We start from the raw sequence: 18815 nt of genomic DNA on the forward strand, positions 1-18815 counted from the left end.
ATAGCTTAGAGAAAGGGGTGGATGCAGATGGCTACTAACACCGTTAACGTCAATTTCAAACTAAAGGCAGACGATAAACGTCTGATGGAAAGCGCTTGCCGGGAACTTGGGTTGTCCATGAGTGCGGCGTTCACAATTTTTGCAAAAAAAGTTGGTCGTGAGCGCCGGATACCGTTTGAGGTCTCGGCTGACCCCTTTTACTCAGAGGAGAATCTTTCCCGTCTTAAGAAGACGATTGATGAGGTCGAAGCAGGCAGAAAACAGCTGGTTCCGCATGATCTGATTGAAGAATAAAATCATGCAAATCGTGTGGAGCGAGGAGGGTTGGGAGGATTATCTCACCCGAACAGCGAACCTAGCGGACTCCGCTGAAGTTGGTTCGGGGCCAGACGACTAGCAGGGCTTCGCCGACGATTTGGTCTTAATAGACGGTGCCGATGGCTTTAGTGTGCGCATTTACCGAAAAGGCGCGGTTATTGCCCAGCATGAAGTAACGGTCTTCGGGTACTTGGTCTGGAAGATTGAGCTGAGCGCCCGGGCAGGTGAGGAAACTTACAGCACCAATTAGGAGCGCGAACTTTCATTTGCCTGCACCTTTGCACTAAGCTGAAGGGGTTGCGTTCCGCCCTGGAAAGTCACGGCAGAGACCTGGTGACCTGCAAAAGCAGAGCATTTTGAGTCTGCCACTTTCGTGGCCAACTGGGGAGCCGGCCTCGCCGGGCAACAGGAAGAAACAACCTAAGGGGTGCTTTGCGCCCAGTTTTAGGAGAACACGATGATTCAACAAGAGTCGCGACTGAAGGTCGCCGACAACACGGGCGCAAAGGAACTGCTTTGCATTCGCGTGTTGGGCGGCTCCGGGCGGCGCTTTGCAGGTATCGGTGACACCATCGTTGCCACTGTAAAAGACGCTATTCCCGGCGGCAATGTCAAAAAAGGCGAAATTGTTAAAGCGGTAATCGTGCGCACTCGCAAAGAGCGTCGCCGCCAGGATGGCTCCTACATCCGCTTTGATGAAAACGCTGCAGTTATTTTGCAGCCTAGTGGAGAACCGCGTGGCACGCGTATCTTCGGCCCTATCGGCCGGGAACTGCGCGACAAGAAGTTCATGCGCATTATCTCTCTGGCTCCGGAGGTGCTGTAAATGGGAGCGAAAATAAAGAAAGGCGATCTGGTAGAGGTCATCGCTGGCCGTACCAGTGACGAAAAGAAACTGGCCAAGCGCAACGAGCGTCGCGCTGAAAAAGGCTTGCCCGCACTCAAACCGGGGGACAAGGGCAAGCAGGGTCGGGTACTAGAGGTATACCGCTCCAGCGACCGGGTATTGGTCGAGGGCGTAAACATTCGTACCCACCACTCTCGCCAGGGGCAAAACCAGCAGGGACAGGTAACCGGCGGTATCGAGTACCGCGAGGCACCGATTCACGTTTCCAACGTGGCCCTGGTTGATCCCAAGACCAAGAAGCCTACACGGGTTGGTTTCCGTGAGGAACAGGCAGAACGCGGCGGCCGTCTGCGTACGGTTCGGGTGCGTTACGCGAAGCGTTCCGGGGAGGACATCTAATGGCAGAAGCAAAAACTGTGGCTCCGCGCCTAAAGGTGCGCTACCAGGAAGAAATCCGTAGCTCCTTAGAAAAAGAGTTCGGATACAAGAACGTAAACCAGATTCCCGGCCTCGAAAAAGTGGTTGTGAATATGGGTGTAGGCGAAGCCTCGCACGACTCCAAACTAATGGAGGGCGCGATTCGGGACCTGACCGCGATTACCGGACAAAAACCGGTAGTTACCCGGGCACGTAAGTCCATCGCGCAGTTCAAACTGCGTGCCGGCCAGCCGATCGGTGCTCACGTGACCATTCGCGGGAACCGGATGTGGGAGTTCGTAGACCGTCTGGTCTCCACCGCCCTACCGCGTATCCGTGACTTTAGGGGACTCAGCCCCAAACAGTTCGATGGCCGCGGAAACTACACTTTCGGGTTAACCGAACAGGCCATGTTCCACGAAATCGATCAGGATTCGATCGATCGCGTGCGTGGCATGGATATCACCCTGGTTACCACTGCTAACAGTGATGAAGAGGGGCGGGCGCTGCTGCGCGCGCTGGGCTTCCCGTTTAAGGAGGAACGTTAATGGCGAAAACGGCGCTGAAGAATAAAGCGAAGCGTAAGCCGAAGTTCAAGGTGCGTGCCTACACCCGGTGCAACCGGTGCGGCCGTCCTCATTCGGTATATCGCAAGTTCGGACTTTGCCGTGTCTGCCTACGTGAGCTCGCTCTGCGGGGCGAACTTCCGGGCGTCACTAAGAGCAGTTGGTAAAACTACTACGTTGCAGGTCTGAAACAGAAACCGCAGCGAGGAAGGGTTAGAACCCCAAAATGACTATGACAGATCCCATCGCAGACATGTTGACACGTCTGCGTAACGCCAATTCGGCGCATCTGGACAAAGTGTCTATGCCTTCATCGAAAATGAAGGCGGGAATCGCCAAGATTCTCGAAAACGAAGGCTATATTGCCAAGAGTGAAGTCACTGATGCTCGTGTGGGCAAGACTCTCACTTTGACCCTCAAGTATGGAAGCAAGCGCGAACGGGCGATCACCGGTTGCAAGCGGGTTTCCAAGCCGGGTCTCCGTAAATACGTAAAATCTACTCAATTGCCGAAGGTCATGGGAGGCCTCGGGGTGGCGGTTCTGTCCACCTCCTCTGGTCTCATGACTGACCGTCAGGCACGGGACAAGGGTGTAGGCGGGGAAGTCCTTGCCTACATCTGGTAAGGGGGAATAAGGATGTCACGTATTGGCAAGAACCCGATCTCCCTACCTTCCGGGGTAGAAGTAAAGATCGACGGTCTGAAGGTTTCAGTTAAAGGCCCCAAGGGGCAGCTGGACCGTACCTTCACCGGACCGCTGAAGATTCGGGAAGAGGACGGCAAGATCCTAGTGGAGCGGGAAGTAGAATCCCGGGAAGCTCGTTCTTTGCACGGCCTCACCCGCTCGCTGATTTCCAATATGATCGAGGGCGTAACCAACGGTTACTCCAAAGAAATGGAAATCGTGGGTACTGGTTACCGCGTGTTGACCCGCGGCAGCGATATTGAGCTGCAGCTGGGCTTCTCGCACCCGGTACCGTTCAAAGCTCCCGAAGGTATCGAATTCAAGGTTAATAGCGCGCTATCCTTCACTATCTCTGGTATTTCCAAGGAGCTAGTGGGAGAAACCGCTGCGAAGATCCGCAAGATTCGTCCTCCGGAACCCTATAAGGGCAAAGGTATTCGTTACAAGGGCGAATTCGTTCGTCGCAAGGCCGGAAAGGCGGGTAAGTAAATGTCGTATACCCCTAAAGGTAAAGGCAAATTCGTCGCTCGCAAACGCCGCCATATTCGTGTTCGTAAACGGGTTTATGGTACGGCGCAGCGCCCTCGTCTGGTGGTTACTCGGTCTAACCGCCACATGGTTGCTCAGGTTGTTAATGACGACCTGGGGCACACCTTGGTTTCAGCTTCCACCCTGGAAGCGGAGCAGCGAGGCGAAAAGATGAAGAAAGTTGATGCGGCTCGCCAGGTTGGCGAACGTATCGCTAAGCGTGCCCTAGAGGCAGGCATCACGGCTGTCGTGTTTGATCGCGGCGGCAACAAATATCATGGTCGCGTCGCCGCGGTGGCTGATGGTGCCCGCGATGGCGGTCTAAAGCTGTAGAGGAGAGGGAAAATAATGGCTGAAGAAAATATTAACGCCGATTCCCGGGAATCCCGTGGCAAAGGCCGCGAAGACCGGGGGCGTAAGGGCCGCCGCGACAATCGTCGTGAGCAGGAAAAGAATCAGTATTTAGAGCGCGTAGTTACCATTAACCGCGTTTCTAAAGTAGTTAAGGGCGGACGTCGTTTCGCTTTCACCGCGCTAGTCGTAGTCGGTGACGGCGAAGGCATGGTCGGTGTCGGATACGGCAAGGCTAAAGAGGTTCCCCAGGCTATTTCGAAGGGCGTCGAGGACGCGAAGAAGAACTTCTTCCAGGTACCGATGATTGGGCGGACTATCACCCACTTGGTACAGGGTGAAGAAGCTGCCGGTGTGGTGCTTTTGCGTCCGGCTTCTCCCGGTACCGGGGTAATCGCCGGTGGCCCGGTGCGTGCAGTTATGGAATGTGCGGGTATTCATGACGTGCTAACCAAGTCTTTGGGCAGCGCCAACGCCTTGAATATCGTGCAGGCCACGGTAGCTGCGCTGAAGATGCTGCAGCGTCCGGAAGAGGTCGCCGCACGCCGCGGACTCCCCGTGGAACGGGTAGTTCCGGAAGCGATGCTGCGGGCTCAAGCCGAGGCACGGGCAGAAAAAGCCGAGAAAGCGAAGAAAGACGAGGCGGATAAAGCCGCCGCCGGTGTCGCTGAAGAGGTGAATGCCTGATGAGTAAGCTCAAGATCACCCAGGTTAAAGGCCTGGTTAATACCAACCAGAACCAGCGTCGCGTTATGCAGTCGCTCGGTCTGCGCAAGATTCACCAGAGTGTGGAACACCAGGATAACCCGGCTATTCGCGGCCAGATCCGCAAGGTTTCCCACCTGGTGCAGGTAGAGGAGATTGGTTAATGGCTGAAGATACTAAGGTAACCGAAGCAGAAGACACTGCTAAAGAGGACGTAATCCGCTTGCATGATCTGCGTCCGGCTCCCGGCTCCAATAAGCGCCGTAAGCGCGTGGGGCGCGGTGAAGGATCGCAGGGCAAGACTTCCGGTCGCGGTACTAAAGGTACCGGCGCTCGCAAGAATGTTCATCCTCGTTTCGAGGGTGGCCAGATGCCTTTGCATATGCGTCTGCCTAAACTGCGCGGATTTAAGAATCCCTTCGCTACCGTCTATCAGGTAGTGAACCTGGATCGTCTGCAAGAACTATTCCCCGAAGGGGGAACGGTCACAGTTGATGATCTAGTCTCCAAGGGAGCAGTTCGCAAGAACTCTTTGGTGAAAGTTCTAGGTACCGGGGAAATCTCGGTGAAACTGGAACTGATCGTAGACGCCTGGTCTGCCAGTGCCAAAGAAAAGATTGAAGCTGCCGGCGGTTCGCTGAGCAAGCGGGAGCAAGACTAGTTTGCACCCAGCAGCCTGACTGCTGCAGCTAGATCTAGATAGCTAGAAAATCTCGGGCGGGGAGAAGATCTCCCCGCCCGAGATTTTTACTTTTATTACTACTGCAACCTCGAAAGGCGTTTTCGAGATAAGTGTCTCTAGTCACCAGGCTTGACACTAAACGCCGCCAAGCCACTATACTCATAATAGATTTGTTACAAAAACGTTATATGGGGATGGCGTTAGTACGACACCCCACCCCTTAAGGCTCAGGAGATATCGTGAGAAAAGCCTGGTTGATGGCACCAATCGTGGTTATGGCGGCATTTGGTTTAGTAGCGGCAGATTCTGTACATCCCTCAGTAGCGGCCAGCAAACAAGGCGTCGATGTTTCTAAGATAGCCAGCACGATGTTGCAGGAAAATCTGTATAACCAAGCAGTATCGGTCGATGATGGGGTTAAAGTTTCCTCTAACAAGGTCACTGCATTTTCGGCGGGTGCAACCTCATCTTCTGCAAATACCGAAACTGCTTCCTCCCTTCCCACCGCGGAAACTCCCAATTGTGCTCCTCCCAGTGGAGATCCGGCGGTGCAGCCATGGCCGCGCCAGGTACGCACTATGATCACCCAGCGTTTTGGGGTTACCAATATCGGCGGTTTCCGCCCCGGTGACCCGCGAGATCACGGTAAAGGGCTAGCCCTGGACGTAATGGTGCCGGTTTCTTCCGCCCTGGGGGATACCATCTCCAATTGGGCGATCGCCAACAGTGGGGATCTGAACATCAAATATGTAATCTGGAAGCAAAAAATTTGGATGCCCGGCCGCAGCTGGAAGGGTATGGAAGACCGCGGCTCGATCACCGCCAACCATTACGATCACGTACATCTTAGCTTCCACACCGGACCTGGCCGCTGCCTGTAGGCAAGCTCGCCCGCAGCTTGCAGCCACAGTTACGCCGCTCTGGCTGCAGTCTCAGCCCCCGGTTGCGTTTAGCGCCCGGCCTCTTTAGCTTGTCCTCACTTTCTCCGAGCGCGCCCTCGGAAAAATAGATTAAGCAATAAAATCCCGGAACCCGCGTGAACATTACCCCAAAAAGTAACTGCATGTGCTATTGCGAGGCTAAATTGTGTAGGCTTTTAAGGGTTAAAGAATTATCTTTTTTATGCCGTAAAAACACAGATTGCTGGAGGCAGCTTGCTAAGCGTATTCGTACAGGCGTTTAAAACGCCCGATCTCAGGAAAAAGCTCCTGTTCACCTTGGCGATTATGGCGCTATATCGGGTCGGATCTCATATTCCTTCACCGGGGGTTAACTATCCGAACCTGCAGGCGTGTCTAAAGAACAACGAGCAGAACGGTCTCCTCGATTTGGTGAATCTGTTCTCCGGGGGGGCCCTGCTATCTCTGTCAGTGTTCGCTATGGGGATCATGCCCTACATTACGGCCTCGATTATCATCCAGCTGATGCGGGTAGTGATTCCTCGCTTCGAAGACCTGCACCGTGAAGGGCAAGCCGGAAAAGCCAAAATGACTCAATACACCCGCTACTTGACCATCGGTCTCGGGGTATTGCAGTCAGTGACCATTATTTATATGGCGCGGTCGGGACAGCTGCTACAAGGCTGTGCTCCCAGCAAACCGATTATCCCCGATGAATCGGCGCTTAACTACTTGATCATGATGATCACCATGACCGCCGGTACCGGCCTAATCATGTGGCTGGCCGAGCTCATCACTGAAAACGGCATCGGTAACGGCATGTCCCTGCTGATCTTCACCGGCATTGTGGCTAACATGCCCGCCCACCTGCAATCGATTGGCGCCTCCGGCGGAGTCTGGAAAGTCCTGGTAATCATTGCTTTGGTTGCCCTGATTACTCTCGCGATCGTGTTCGTGGAGCAAGCCCAGCGGCGCATCCCGGTACAGTACGCCAAACGGATGGTGGGCAGGAGAATGATTGGGGGCTCTACCACCTATATCCCCATGAAAATCAATATGTCCGGGGTTATCCCGGTGATTTTCGCGGCCTCGCTACTGGCTATGCCGCAAATGATTTCCCGCTTCGGCAAACCTACCGCCGGCTGGGTCAAATGGATTAATGATAACTTCCAACACGACTCCTTGCTCTACCTGATCTGTTACGCGCTACTCGTGCTAGGGTTCGCTTTCTTCTACACGCAAATCACCTTTAATCCTGAGGAAATCGCCGACAATATGAAGAAATATGGCGGCTTTATTCCCGGGATTCGGGCAGGGGCACCTACCGCTGACTATCTGCACTACGTGATTAGCCGAATTACCACTGCCGGAGCCATCTACCTGGTAGTGGTAGCCATGGTGCCAATCGTGGCGTTGATTCCGCTTAAGGTTACGCAGATGCCATTCGGAGGGACTACCCTGTTGATTATGGTGGGTGTGGGTCTGCAAACTGTACAGCAGATCGACGCTCAACTTCAGCAACACCACTATGAAGGATTCCTGAAATGAAAAAACGCCTAGTGATTCTGGGTGCTCCTGGTGCTGGAAAGGGCACTCAGGCGCACAAGATCTGTGAACTGCTAGCTATTCCTACTTTTTCTACCGGTGCGATGCTGCGCGCGCAAATGGAGGCGGGCACCGAGCTAGGTACGAAAGCTAAAGAACTTATTAACCGGGGAGAGCTAGTTCCCGATTCGGTGATTAGCGCCCTGGTGGAAGCAGAACTCAAAACTGATCGGTACCGCGGTGGCTTCTTGGCTGACGGCTACCCTCGTAACCTGGAGCAGGCGCATTTCTTGGATCAGGTGCTCAAAGATATGGGAACTCAGCTGGATGCGGTTATCAACCTCGACGTCAATTTAGAGGACGTGGTGGGAAGGTTGCTAAAGCGCGCCGAAATTGAACATCGCAGCGATGATACCGAACCGGTGATCCGGCGCCGCTTGCAGGTTTACCAAGAACAAACCGAGCCGCTAGTGCGCTATTATCGCGAGGCCGGCCTGCTAATAAATATTGATGGTAACGGCTCTATCGACCAGGTTTGGGAAAATATTGCGGCTCAGCTGCAGTAAGACCCTAACCGAATCGGGAAGAAGATAGATAGCCATGCTATTTGGGCGAGGCATCGAAATAAAGAACCGCACCCAACTGGGTTACATGCGCCAGGCTGCCCTAATCGTTAATCAAATTCATGAGGCCGTCTGGGAGAATGCGCGAGCTGGAGTCACGCCCCGGGAAATAGATGAAATATCGGCGCAGGTAATTGCGGAGGGGGGAGCCCACTCCAACTTCCTGGGATATTTCGATTACCCCGCCACCATCTGCATCTCGGTAAACGATACCGTAGTTCATGGCATCCCCGGTGACGTTCCCTTTGAGGTCGGAGACTTAGTTAGTTTCGATTGCGGCTGCTATCTGGAGCGAGATGGTAAACAGTGGCATGGGGATTCCGCGTTTTCGGTGATTATCGGAGAAGAACCCGCCCCTAAGCCGGATCCTTCTATTTCCGCACATGCTTATCCGACGTCCTCGGAAAAGGAACAGCTCCTGGAGATAACCCGGCACAGCACCTGGGCAGGCGTGGCGGCCATAGCTGGTCCCCGAGCCCGCGTGAATGATATCGGTGCGGCGATCGAGGACGCAGTAGACTCCTGCGGTGAACGCTTTGGATGGACGGCGGGAATCGTAGAAGAGTTCACCGGGCATGGAATCGGGACCGCTATGCATCAGGCACCAGATGTGTTTAACTTCCGGGCGGCAGGCAGATCAGCAGCGATTAAACCGGGAATGGTGCTGTGCGTGGAACCGATTCTAACTCGCGGCTCGAATCAAGTCGTTACCCTGGCCGATGATTGGACAGTGAAAACCGTAGATCACTCCCTCGCCTGTCATTGGGAGGCGCAAGTAGCGGTGTTAGCAGACGGGATCTGCGTCCTCAACCAGCCTGATTTTGGAGAGGCGGCTTTGGCTCCCTTCGGAGTAAAGCCCGTGAAACTCTAGGCAGCACCGAAATATCAGCTCTGCACTCGCCCGCAAAGTTCACGCTGCCCCTCTTACCGATACCTTTTTCCGAGCGTTACCACCTTGCCGACTGGTAGAGTCGGTTTCAAGAAGGAGGTAAACCGATGCGTGTTCCCTTTCGGAAACTTTCCCGGATGATATCGCTGCTAGGCGGGAGCCAGATAGACCAATCTACCTCCCACCCTAATCGTCGGCGGCAACAGAGAAAGTTCGCGCGCCCCGCTGGACGCGCACGTTATATAACCAAAGGCGATAAGATTCCTCCCTTCGTCTATGACCCCAAAACTGGCAATGGAGCAGCCGACCCGGGGGAGGTTATTTGGTGCTGGGTTCCCTATGAAGAAGAGGACGGACGCGGCAAAGATCGTCCGGTGCTGGTGATGGCCGCGCTAGCAGAAACAGTTATCGGCGCCCAAATGACCAGTAAAGATCACGATAAAGACGCGGCCCAAGAAGCACATTGGGGACGCTACTGGATGGATATCGGCGCCGGTGCCTGGGATTCTAAAGGTCGCGAATCCGAAGTACGTTTGGATCGTCTGCTGCTGATTCCGCGGCGGGAAGTGCGCCGGGAAGGGGCACGCCTAGATCGCGAACGTTTTAACCAGGTGGCGGCGGCTATCCGTAAACGACAAAAACTAAAGTAGCTAACGACCGGTATCTTGCCACGGCTGGGGTGAAAAACCTACTTCTCGAGGACGTAATTTGCAACCTGCGACACGCTGCTGACTGCAAAAAAGCCGCAGGCGTGACCGATCTAACCCTATATCAGCTTTAGGTTAGTCCCGTAACTAACGTAAAGTTGACTATTGGGTTTGTGGCTAGTGGGGAATAGTATACCCGTTAGTCATCCTATGTGAACAAGGTTAGTGAAGGATAGATGGCTAAAAAAGAAGGCGTTGTAGAGGTCGAAGGCACCGTAGCAGAGGCACTCCCGAATGCATATTTTCGGGTGGAACTTGAAAACGGTCATAAAGTGTTAGCGCACATCTCGGGCAAAATGCGTCAGCATTATATCCGAATCTTGCCAGAGGATCGTGTGGTAGTAGAGCTCAGTCCCTACGATTTATCACGCGGCCGAATCGTTTATCGATACAAGTAAAGCAGCGGACGGCGGAGCAATCCGTCGCCGCAAGAGGGAAGTTATGAAGGTTCAACCCAGCGTTAAGAAGATCTGTGAAAAATGCAAGGTGATTCGTCGCCACGGCGTTGTCATGGTGATTTGCGAAAACCCTCGGCATAAACAGCGTCAAGGCTAGCCGAGAATAATATAAAGCGTGCTACCAGCACCTTTCAGATACGGAAGGTGACCCCAGGTCCGGAGGCCTGGGCCGGGAAACGGAAGGTGGCGCGACGGCCTCCGGAAACAATGTGGAGAGAAAATTAATGGCAGCACGTATTGCCGGTGTTGATCTTCCCCGTGAAAAGCGGCTGGAAGTAGCACTTACTTACATTTACGGCGTAGGGCGCACGCGCGCCGAGAAAACGCTGAAAGAAACCGGAGTTTCTCCGGATGTGCGCGTAAAGGATATTTCGGAAGAAGATCTGATTAAAGTACGCGACTTTATTGAATCGAACTACAAAGTAGAAGGCGACCTTCGTCGTGAGGTCCAGGCCGACATTCGCCGCAAGATCGAGATTGGCTCCTACCAGGGCTTGCGTCACCGTTTCCATTTGCCGGTGCACGGTCAGCGGACCAAGACCAATGCGCGTACCCGCAAGGGACCCAAGCGCACCGTTGCCGGTAAGAAGAAGGCTGTATAAGTAAGCGCAGGCACCACCTGCTGGATCTGAGAAAAGAAGGAAGATATGGCTGCTAGTTCTATTAAGAGCCGTAAGCCGCGTCGGGCTGCGCGTAAGAACGTTATTCAGGGAAAAGCGTTCATTAAGTCCACATTCAACAACACCATCGTTTCGATTACCGATCCCTCCGGGGCTGTTATTTCTTGGTCGTCTGCCGGCCAGATGGGCTTTAAAGGATCACGTAAATCTACTCCTTTCGCTGCGCAGATGGCGGCAGAAGCTGCTGCTCGGCGGGCTCAGGAACACGGCATGAAGAAAGTTGACGTGTTCGTGAAAGGACCGGGGTCGGGTCGCGAGACCGCTATTCGTTCTTTGCAGGCTACCGGCCTCGAGGTCGGTTCCATTCAGGACGTTACTCCGCATGCCCACAATGGCTGCCGTCCTCCCAAGCGCCGTCGCGTATAACGCGCGTCCTAACTGAAGCAGAAAAAAGAAGATAGTAAAACACTTCTGCGAGTCTCCAGGCCGTCATTTGGGAGATTTCGCAGTCTTGTCTATAAAGCTGACCTTTGGTCAGGACGTTCGTTCCAGTCATATGGCGGGCTGGACGACAGAAAGGACAACACGTTGCTTATTTCACAGCGACCCGTGCTATCAGAAAAAGCGGTTAGCGATCAGCGTTCCCGCTTCACTCTTGAACCCCTAGAACCCGGTTTCGGACACACTCTAGGAAACAGTTTGCGGCGCACCCTACTTTCCTCCATTCCGGGAGCCGCAGTCACCTCTATTCGTATCGAGGGGGTGCCGCATGAGTTCCGCACTATTCCGGGAGTAATGGAGGACGTCTCCGAGATCATTCTGAACATTAAGCAGATCGTGCTTTCTTCCGAGAATGATGAACCGGTAGTGATGTACCTGCGTAAGGCGGGTGCCGGACAGGTTACCGCCGGGGATATTACCCCTCCGGCGGGGGTAGAGATCCACAACCCGGATTTGTATCTGGCCACTTTGAACGATTCTGGCAAGCTAGAAATTGAACTGACGGTGGAACGAGGCCGTGGCTACGTTTCCGCTGATCAAAACAAGTCTGATGGGCACGAGATTTCTCGGATTCCCATTGACTCTATCTACTCGCCGGTAGTTAAAGTTCGCTACAAGGTTGAGGCTACTCGTGTGGAGCAGCGCACCGACTTTGACCGCTTGATCGTAGATGTGGAAACCAAGCCGGGACTGGCTCCTCGTGATGCCCTAGCTTCGGCGGGTAAAACCTTGGTAGAGCTATTCGGGCTGTGCCAGGAACTCAATATTGAGGCCGAGGGGATTGAGATTGGCGCTCCGCAAACGGATCAGGCACTAGCTCAAGATTTAGCGCTCTCTATTGATGACCTGAATCTACAGTCTCGTTCCTACAACGCTTTAACGCGGGAAGGAATCAACACGGTGGGGCAATTGGTTGCCCGCTCCGAGGCCGATCTTTTGGATATCCGGAATTTCGGCGCTAAGTCAATCGAAGAGATTAAGGCGAAACTAGCGGAAATGGGGATGGCGCTAAAGGATTCTCCGCTGCCCACCTCGGTCAATCTAGATGATCTGGCCAACCCGAGTTCGTTGCAGTTCTCTGACGACTAAGTCGGGTTTTCTCGGCGCTGAAACAATAAAGTTTTTTAGGAAAGTAAAGGAAGAAACATGCCTAAGCCATCTAAAGGTCCGCGGTTAGGAGCCGGCCCGGCACATGAGCGTAAAATCTTGGCGAATCTGGCGAAATCGCTGATCGAGCACCGTTCGATTCGTACTACTGAAGCGAAGGCCCGCCGCCTACAGCCGTACATTGAAAAGCTGATCACCAAGGCGAAAAAGGGCGATATTCATAATCGCCGTATGGTTGCCCGCAAACTGAGCACCCAGGTGGATAAATACACCCGCGGCTTCGATGCGGTCTACACCCTATTTGATGAGGTAGTTCCGGATCTGGATCCCAACCGTCAGGGCGGGTACACCCGGATCGTGAAACTACCGGCTCGCCGCGGCGACAATGCTCCTATGGCCGAGATTTCTTTGGTCACCGAAAAGGTGGAGTCTAAAGCCAAAGTACAGCCGACCAAGGAAGAAGCAGCTAAACCGGCTTCGGATGAGGAAGCCAAAGAGGCTGACAAAGCCGAAGAAACCGCGGAAGAAGCGGTAGAAACTTCGGACAGCGGCGAAGAGACCGCGGAAGCTGAAAAAGCTGAAGACGCGGACGAAGCTGCAGATTCTAAAGAATAGTAACTTTGCGCTTATCAGCCAGCGCTGGATCTGGTAAGTAGCAAGAACTTCATGCGGGCAGTTGGCATAGTTAATGCCAACTGCCCGCATTATTTTTGGGTAGCAGATTTAAAGACCTGGGACTTGATCTCAGCGGTCAAGTAGATCGGCAAGTAATAATCTCCGGGTAAGCTTAGAACATGGGAAAAGAGATGAGAACTCCGCTGACCTTGTCTGTTGATTGTGGCGGGGGCGGGATCAAAGCCTCGGTACTCGACAAACGTGGCACCATGGTTGCACCATCCTTGCGGGTTCCTACCCCCTACCCGTTGCCTCCGGAAAAGTTAATCGAGATCGTAGAGGACTTCCGCGCTGAATTTAAACCGGAAACCGATCGGATCACCGTGGGGATGCCGGGCATGATCCGTCACGGAGTGGTCATCTCTACTCCTCATTATGTGTGCCGGTCTGGTCCGCGCACCCGAGTACTACCCGAGATGGTACAGGCGTGGGAAAACTATGACCTGGCAGGGGCATTAGAAGAAAAAACTTCCTTGCCCTCGCTGGTCTTAAACGATGCCGAAGTGGCGGGAGCCGGGGTAATTTCTGGTACCGGCATGGAAATGATCATCACCTTGGGAACCGGACTGGGAAACTCGATATGGGATGGAGGACGCCTGGCTCCCCATATGGAACTTTCCCATATGGTTGCCCGCTGGGGTCTGCTTTTCGATGACTATGTAGGGGAACCAGAACGGGTACGCATGGGGGATGCCCACTGGTCACGGCGAGTTCGCCGGGTAGTCGGAGTGCTGCGAGAAGCCATCATGTGGGATCGGCTCTACCTAGGAGGGGGAAACTCGGCGCATATTGTGGAATCGGTGCGCAAAACCTTGGGGGAAGAAGTGGTGATCGTACCTAATGATGCCGGTATTCGCGGCGGGGTACGAGCTTGGGGACTGACCACCTGATGGACGGATTGCTTCGTTTACGCCTAGACCTGGCCTATCGAGGAGCGCCGTTTCACGGCTGGGCACGCCAACCGGGACTCCTGACAGTCCAGGGACGCCTGGAAGAGGCACTAAGTTTGATTACCCGCCAGCCAGCGCAGCTTACCGTGGCCGGGCGCACCGATGCGGGGGTGCATGCCCGCGGACAGGTGGCTCACCTGGACGTGCCGAAAGAATTTTGGCTTTCCCTGTCTAGAGGGCGCGAGGAGAGCGACGAGCTGCGCGGGGAACGCCTACGGGCGCGCCTGGAAGGCCTGGCGGGACGTGGCTTGAACGGTGCCTTGGCAATAAAACAGGTCAGGGCGGTATCTAGGGATTTTGATGCCCGCTTCTCGGCACTATCTCGTACCTATCGCTATCTAATCTGTGATGATCCCCGTGCCCAAGATCCTTGCCGCCTAGATATCGCGCGCACGTCCTCGCCCTTGGAAAACGAAAGGATGCAGGTTGCGGCACAGGCTTTATGTGGCGAGCACGATTTCCTACCTTTCGCGAAACCTCGCGAAGGTGCCACTACAGTGCGCACTCTCCATTCTTTTAATATTTCTCGTCCCCACGACGGAATCGTGCAAGCGATGATTCGCGCTGACGCGTTTTGTCACTCTCAAGTGCGGTTCATGATGGGAGCTTTAATCGAGATCGGACGGGGTAAATACCAGCCTAAATGGATAGGGGAGCTATTAGCTGCGGGGGCACGTGACCAGCGGGTTCCACTTGCCGATGGACGGGGTCTGACCCTGTGGGAGGTTGCTTACCCGCCTGCCGATCAATACGCCTTGCAAGCCCAAAAAGCCAAAGTGGTGCGTACCCTGCCTAAAATGCGTTAAACCCATTGAAACTAGGGGGAATTATTTAGCTAAAATGCGATCAGATATACGTTCCGAGGGATATAGCCACGGAGTAAAATCAATATCCTGATTTTTGATCCGGAAGTGGAAACGCGAAATCTGTTCAGCTGCGGGCGATGTTTTAAATTCCCTACAGAGGTCTTTCACCTGTTCTATTTCAGATGGTGTCAACCAGCTATAGGGGTCAGAGCAGCTAAAAACCCCGCAGACTCTCGCTAAATTCTGGGTGACCTCATTTGCCTTTGGGCTCAGGAGAGAACCGCGTGTCCGGGTGAAGGAAACATCTGGGTCTAAGGCTACTAAGTCCTTTAACCAATAGCGGGACAAGGAATTCAAAACGGCATTGCGAACCGCGGGTCCAGAGGGATCTCGTTCGCGTTCCGTATTATCCCAATAGGGGGCAGTATCGGGGCTTACGCGCATTCCATCTACTAGCCCTAAAGAAGGCCCGATTAGTGCCCCGCAGGCCATTAAATATGCGTCAGGAAGTGTCTGTCGGATATCTTTGAGTCCCTCTCGGTAGGCTTGCTCACGAGAAACTGCGCGATAACGCTTTCCCACTATGGCGGCGGCGCTAAGAAAATCTAGCTTGAAATAGGTAAAGCCCCAGTTAGAAATGGTTTTTAGAATATCTTTTAGCCAAGATTTTGCGCCCGGATGGGTGCAGTCTAATCCGTAATAGTAATTTCCCCAGTTATAACCTGCAGGCTGCAACTTTCCAGAAAAATCGTGAACGAAATACTCTGGATGTTCTTGGACTATTGGGCTACTAGCGGCGGCAATAAACGGGGAAACCCAGATGCCAGCTTTCATACCGTGGGCAGAGATTTTTGTTGCCAAATATGCTGGCCCTGACGGAAACTTTTGGTTGGGTTCCCAATCTCCAATTTTTCTTTGCCAGCCATCATCTATTTCTAATACCTGGTATCCGCTGGCTGCGGCGGGGCTAATCTCGCTTTCAATAATTTCTTCGTTAATTTCTTCAAACCAGGAATACCATGATGACCAAATAGCTCCGGGATATTTGCTGGAATCTTTAGGCTTATTTGTTAAAGATTTTCCGAGGGCGGCGCAATAGGCGTTAAAAACCGGTAGTTCCTTACCAACTCCTACCCACCAAGTGATATCCCCTTCCGTATTAGAGTGGGCGGGGACTGTAGGCGTAGAGCTGTCGAGCTTATCCGGTAGTTTTCTTCCGCTTAGACGGGTATTTCCAATTTCAAAATATCCGGATTCTCCCCCCAGGGTGCCGACTAGTAATACGAGGTCTTTTTGGGGGTCGAGCTTGAGTGCAGTTAATAAATAAGATTGATGAATTTCCGGGTTATCTGAATATCCGTCCTCGGCGGTTAAGGTACGAGGAGGGTTATCCCAGACCCGATAGGGAGGCTTATTTAGAGACCACCACGAGGTCGGGGACCAAGAATTCCAGCCATGCCGATAAAAATTGGCATCTTTATGGGCAGAGTAGCTTATCTCTATTTCCGGGCAGGATAATTCGGCAGCCTGGCTAATCTGCTCCATCTGGGGGGAGTTATCTGTTGCCTCCTCCCAGATGGTAGCGGTAGCGTTACCAGAGTTCTCTGCCGGGAAAATAAGTTTTCCGTGCCGGTAGGTTATCTTCATGATCCCGTTCCTCGTGGTGGCGGTTTAATAAACTACTTCTCCGCTAGTAGCTCATTTACTTTCTTATTTAATTCCGGAAGAGCCTTAGCGGGATCTTCGCTTCCGCGTTCTATTCCCTCGAAGACCTTGTTAGCTTCGGTGTTAATTTCTTCAGCCTTGAAAGTGATCGGGTAGTAGACCAGATTCTTCGGATCTTTGGTGATATCCAAGAAGGCACTAACGTCGACTCCGTTAGCCTCGTGCGCTTTAGCCGCGGCCTCTGATTGGCTGGTAATTGAGGGGAATACTATGGCTTTCTTGGCTACAATGCTTTGGCAATCCGCGGAAGTTAGGAATTTGACCCACTGCCATGCCTTGTCTTTATCTTTTGCATTCTTAGTAATAGAAGGGGCAAGGCCGTTAATAATGGTTTTCTGTCCCATAGGTCCCTTGGGAAGAGGAGCAAATTTGAATTCCTGAGTCTTCGATTGTGACCAAGTATTGATTCTCCAAGAACCATCGGGGACGATCGCGGCTTTGTTCTGCTCCATCATGGGCTCTAAGCCAAGATCGCCAGCTTTTTCAACCGGGGTAACATAACCAGCTTGAATCTGCTTTTGCCACCAGTTCATGGCTTCAATTAGTTTGGGCGAATCTAAATTGTAGTGGCGACCAAACGGGTTCTTGTCTAGATAATTGAAACCGTTAGAAAGGGCGAACCACGACCAGGGGCCTTGACCTACTACGCCGGAATTGGTTTCCAATCCCCAGCCGTAAGTTTCTACATTGTTCTTATCAAAACCGGATTCATCCCCGCGTTTGCCATTCTTATCGATGGTCAGATGAGCGATGGTCTTACCAAAAGTACCGCCATCTTGGGGATTCCAGTCCAAGGTTTTCAAACTAGCTTCATCAATTCCGGCGTCTTTGACGTCCTTTACGTTATAAACGAGAGCTATAGTGTCCCAGTCTTGTGGGATCCCAAAAGTTTTGTCTTCATAATTCCATAGGGATGCCAGATCGCCAGTGTATTGACTCAAGTCGATCTGGTCTTTTTCGATGTACGGTTTAAGGTCGGTCAAAACACCTTTTGCTGCTAACTCGGGATATTGAGCTACGTGATTGGTGATGACATCAGGTGCTTCTCCCGAAGATAGTTGTACCGTCAGATTCTTCCAATAATCGTCCCATCCGGTTTGTTGAATATCTACGGTGATTCCGCTCTTCTTCTTAAACTCGGCTGCACAAGCCTCATAGGCTGGTTTTTGGTTTGGATCCCACAAACTGTAGGTGACCGTATCGCCATCTGTGCCGCTTCCCTTGGTTTCCTGTGGGGCACACCCTGCCAGGCCTGCTGCGGCAAATATAGCCACACCGCAGGTCAATGCGATTGTTTTTTTCATTTCATTCTCCTTAGGGACGGCTCTACTTCGCCGAAGTAAGACCGATTGAATTTACTAGTTTCTTCCCGACTACTAAAAGTAGGATCAACATGGGAATAGTCTGCAGCGTTGCAGCTGCCATGAGACCCGCCCAGTCTGGTTTAGTAGAGGGGGAAGCTTGTTGAAAGGTAGCCAGAGCGACATTAAGCAGTCGAACGGCGTGTTCTTTGCCCACCAGTTGCGGCCACAAGTATTCATTCCATGCGAAAACAGCCTGAATAATTGCAATCGTGGTGATGGGTGATTTGCAGATGGGGACCACTACTTTGCTAAATATGGTCCATCGATTTGCTCCATCTAAAAGAGCAGCTTCTTCAACTTCTCGGGGAACGGATAGGAAGAATTGCCGCAAAAAGAAAATAGCGAAAGGGGAAACCAAAACGTATGGGGCTAGCAAACCGGTGAAGGTATTTAGCAATCCCAGGTTTTTTATCAACACGAAGTTTGGGAGCACGATGAAGATCGGGGGAATCATCATTCCCGTGAGCAGGATGGCGAAGATTTTGTCTCTTCCGGGGAAATGAAGACGTGCAAAGGCGTAGGCCGCCATTGTAGAGGTTACGACTTGCCCCAACACTAGGATGGCGGTGAATATGAGCGAGTTACGCAGGTATAGCCAGAAATAAATCTTCGCGCCGGAGCCCCCGGCGGCCAAATCTTCTTCAGTGGTTGCGAACCCGAGGACTCGTTTGAAGTTTATCCAGCTAGCATCGGTGGGGATCAAGGAATAGTTTCCGTTAAAAATTTGGGAGTTAGGAGTCAGCGCTGTCCGGATTGCCCAGACAAAGGGGAGCAGGGTAAGTATCAAAATGAATATTAGGGTAGTCCAGCCAAAGATTTTTTCTGTGCTCACCTTGCGTGAAATGCT

27 protein-coding genes are annotated in these 18815 nt (G+C 52.8%); 24 read left to right on the forward strand and 3 right to left on the reverse strand.

Annotation, left to right across the window (positions count from 1 at the left end):
- Positions 1-27 precede the first annotated feature (27 nt).
- The 24 genes from F605_RS0104445 (at position 28) to truA (ending at position 14879) form a co-directional block, all read left to right on the forward strand.
- On the forward strand, positions 28-294 hold the full coding sequence (locus tag F605_RS0104445; protein ID WP_027723591.1) for a type II toxin-antitoxin system RelB/DinJ family antitoxin: 267 nt from the start codon (positions 28-30) through the stop codon (positions 292-294).
- Between the two features lie 481 nt (positions 295-775).
- The gene (rplN, locus tag F605_RS0104455; RefSeq protein ID WP_022864701.1) at positions 776-1144 is read left to right on the forward strand and encodes a 50S ribosomal protein L14; all 369 of its coding nucleotides are present in this window, start codon (positions 776-778) and stop codon (positions 1142-1144) included.
- Positions 1145-1564, forward strand: coding sequence for a 50S ribosomal protein L24 (gene rplX, locus F605_RS0104460; RefSeq protein ID WP_022864702.1), 420 nt, complete (start codon positions 1145-1147; stop codon positions 1562-1564).
- Complete coding sequence (gene rplE / locus F605_RS0104465) at positions 1564-2130, forward strand: 50S ribosomal protein L5 (protein WP_022864703.1); 567 nt, start codon at positions 1564-1566, stop codon at positions 2128-2130. Before rplX ends, rplE begins: the two co-directional genes overlap by 1 nt.
- A complete protein-coding gene (locus tag F605_RS0104470) occupies positions 2130-2315 on the forward strand; it encodes a type Z 30S ribosomal protein S14 (protein WP_022864704.1) in 186 nt (61 codons plus the stop codon). The genes rplE and F605_RS0104470 overlap by 1 nt, the downstream gene beginning before the upstream one ends.
- 59 nt (positions 2316-2374) lie before the next feature.
- Positions 2375-2773, forward strand: a complete 399-nt coding sequence (gene rpsH, locus F605_RS0104475) for a 30S ribosomal protein S8 (RefSeq protein ID WP_022864705.1) — start codon at positions 2375-2377, stop codon at positions 2771-2773.
- Positions 2774-2785: 12 nt separating this feature from the next.
- Positions 2786-3322, forward strand: coding sequence for a 50S ribosomal protein L6 (rplF, locus tag F605_RS0104480; RefSeq protein WP_022864706.1), 537 nt, complete (start codon positions 2786-2788; stop codon positions 3320-3322).
- Positions 3323-3694 carry a 50S ribosomal protein L18 gene (rplR, locus tag F605_RS0104485; RefSeq protein ID WP_022864707.1) on the forward strand — a complete coding sequence of 124 codons (372 nt, stop codon included), beginning with the start codon at positions 3323-3325 and terminating at the stop codon, positions 3692-3694.
- A 15-nt stretch (positions 3695-3709) separates the two neighbouring features.
- Positions 3710-4399, forward strand: a complete 690-nt coding sequence (rpsE, locus tag F605_RS0104490) for a 30S ribosomal protein S5 (RefSeq protein WP_022864708.1) — start codon at positions 3710-3712, stop codon at positions 4397-4399.
- Positions 4399-4581, forward strand: a complete 183-nt coding sequence (rpmD, locus tag F605_RS0104495) for a 50S ribosomal protein L30 (protein WP_022864709.1) — start codon at positions 4399-4401, stop codon at positions 4579-4581. The genes rpsE and rpmD overlap by 1 nt, the downstream gene beginning before the upstream one ends.
- Entirely contained in the window at positions 4581-5078 is a 498-nt protein-coding gene (gene rplO / locus F605_RS0104500) for a 50S ribosomal protein L15 (protein ID WP_022864710.1), read from the forward strand. The genes rpmD and rplO overlap by 1 nt, the downstream gene beginning before the upstream one ends.
- Positions 5079-5338: 260 nt before the next feature.
- Positions 5339-5980 carry a VldE C-terminal domain-containing protein gene (locus tag F605_RS0104505; protein WP_022864711.1) on the forward strand — a complete coding sequence of 214 codons (642 nt, stop codon included), beginning with the start codon at positions 5339-5341 and terminating at the stop codon, positions 5978-5980.
- Positions 5981-6253: 273 nt separating this feature from the next.
- Complete coding sequence (secY, locus tag F605_RS0104510) at positions 6254-7546, forward strand: preprotein translocase subunit SecY (RefSeq protein ID WP_022864712.1); 1293 nt, start codon at positions 6254-6256, stop codon at positions 7544-7546.
- Complete coding sequence (locus tag F605_RS0104515) at positions 7543-8109, forward strand: adenylate kinase (RefSeq protein ID WP_022864713.1); 567 nt, start codon at positions 7543-7545, stop codon at positions 8107-8109. The genes secY and F605_RS0104515 overlap by 4 nt, the downstream gene beginning before the upstream one ends.
- Positions 8110-8143: 34 nt before the next feature.
- Entirely contained in the window at positions 8144-9037 is an 894-nt protein-coding gene (gene map, locus F605_RS0104520) for a type I methionyl aminopeptidase (RefSeq protein WP_022864714.1), read from the forward strand.
- 125 nt (positions 9038-9162) lie between these two features.
- Positions 9163-9705: a type II toxin-antitoxin system PemK/MazF family toxin gene (locus F605_RS09910; protein ID WP_022864715.1), complete on the forward strand. Its 543-nt coding sequence runs from the start codon at positions 9163-9165 to the stop codon at positions 9703-9705.
- Positions 9706-9938: 233 nt separating this feature from the next.
- Positions 9939-10160, forward strand: a complete 222-nt coding sequence (gene infA, locus F605_RS0104530) for a translation initiation factor IF-1 (protein WP_022864716.1) — start codon at positions 9939-9941, stop codon at positions 10158-10160.
- A 43-nt stretch (positions 10161-10203) separates the two neighbouring features.
- On the forward strand, positions 10204-10317 hold the full coding sequence (gene rpmJ, locus F605_RS11295; protein ID WP_024059744.1) for a 50S ribosomal protein L36: 114 nt from the start codon (positions 10204-10206) through the stop codon (positions 10315-10317).
- A 127-nt stretch (positions 10318-10444) separates the two neighbouring features.
- Positions 10445-10822 (forward strand): 30S ribosomal protein S13, encoded by a 378-nt coding sequence (rpsM, locus tag F605_RS0104535; RefSeq protein ID WP_022864717.1) that lies wholly within the window; start codon positions 10445-10447, stop codon positions 10820-10822.
- A gap of 45 nt (positions 10823-10867) precedes the next feature.
- A complete protein-coding gene (gene rpsK, locus F605_RS0104540) occupies positions 10868-11266 on the forward strand; it encodes a 30S ribosomal protein S11 (protein WP_022864718.1) in 399 nt (132 codons plus the stop codon).
- Positions 11267-11428: 162 nt separating this feature from the next.
- On the forward strand, positions 11429-12430 hold the full coding sequence (locus F605_RS0104545; protein ID WP_022864719.1) for a DNA-directed RNA polymerase subunit alpha: 1002 nt from the start codon (positions 11429-11431) through the stop codon (positions 12428-12430).
- A 57-nt stretch (positions 12431-12487) separates the two neighbouring features.
- Positions 12488-13063 (forward strand): 50S ribosomal protein L17, encoded by a 576-nt coding sequence (rplQ, locus tag F605_RS0104550; RefSeq protein WP_022864720.1) that lies wholly within the window; start codon positions 12488-12490, stop codon positions 13061-13063.
- Positions 13064-13254: 191 nt separating this feature from the next.
- Positions 13255-14013, forward strand: a complete 759-nt coding sequence (locus F605_RS0104555) for an ROK family protein (protein WP_022864721.1) — start codon at positions 13255-13257, stop codon at positions 14011-14013.
- Positions 14013-14879, forward strand: coding sequence for a tRNA pseudouridine(38-40) synthase TruA (gene truA, locus F605_RS0104560; protein WP_022864722.1), 867 nt, complete (start codon positions 14013-14015; stop codon positions 14877-14879). Before F605_RS0104555 ends, truA begins: the two co-directional genes overlap by 1 nt.
- Before the next feature lie 21 nt (positions 14880-14900).
- Here the strand turns inward: truA and F605_RS09915 are convergent, their stop codons facing one another.
- From F605_RS09915 to F605_RS0104575, 3 genes are read right to left on the reverse strand one after another with little or no spacing between them, the layout of a single operon-like run.
- Positions 14901-16526, reverse strand: coding sequence for a glycoside hydrolase family 36 protein (locus tag F605_RS09915; protein WP_022864723.1), 1626 nt, complete (start codon positions 16524-16526; stop codon positions 14901-14903).
- Positions 16527-16558: 32 nt separating this feature from the next.
- Positions 16559-17908 (reverse strand): ABC transporter substrate-binding protein, encoded by a 1350-nt coding sequence (locus F605_RS0104570; protein WP_022864724.1) that lies wholly within the window; start codon positions 17906-17908, stop codon positions 16559-16561.
- A 22-nt stretch (positions 17909-17930) separates the two neighbouring features.
- Positions 17931-18800 carry a carbohydrate ABC transporter permease gene (locus tag F605_RS0104575; RefSeq protein WP_022864725.1) on the reverse strand — a complete coding sequence of 290 codons (870 nt, stop codon included), beginning with the start codon at positions 18798-18800 and terminating at the stop codon, positions 17931-17933.
- Positions 18801-18815 lie beyond the last annotated feature (15 nt).

Origin of the sequence: Varibaculum cambriense DSM 15806 (assembly GCF_000420065.1) — a bacterium.
GTDB lineage: Bacteria > Actinomycetota > Actinomycetes > Actinomycetales > Actinomycetaceae > Varibaculum > Varibaculum cambriense.